Below are 237 nucleotides of genomic sequence, written 5' to 3' on the forward strand. Positions count from 1 at the left end.
GGCGAAACGTGCCGCCATTGGTCACGCCTTGCGGCGCAGTCAGCGCCTTGAACGCCATCTGAGCTGCGACCACTGCACCATCGCGGCTGAGGTTGGTAGGGCCTGCGCACTGGTCGGGATTGTCCCGCAGGTCGATGATCAGTTCGCGCTCGCTGATCTGAATGGCAACCTTGAACACGCTGCCGTCGTCCTGCAATTCCTCTTTTTGCAGTCGCCCGGGCGGCAAGCTGCGTAGCG

1 protein-coding gene is annotated in these 237 nt (G+C 62.9%); it reads right to left on the reverse strand.

The window, feature by feature from the left end; all coding sequences use genetic code 11:
* Window positions 1-237 (reverse strand): hydantoinase B/oxoprolinase family protein (locus AC0608_RS13890; RefSeq protein WP_478289493.1); only part of this gene is annotated, 237 nt, incomplete at both ends.

The organism is Flavobacterium sp. GNP008, assembly GCF_056428965.1.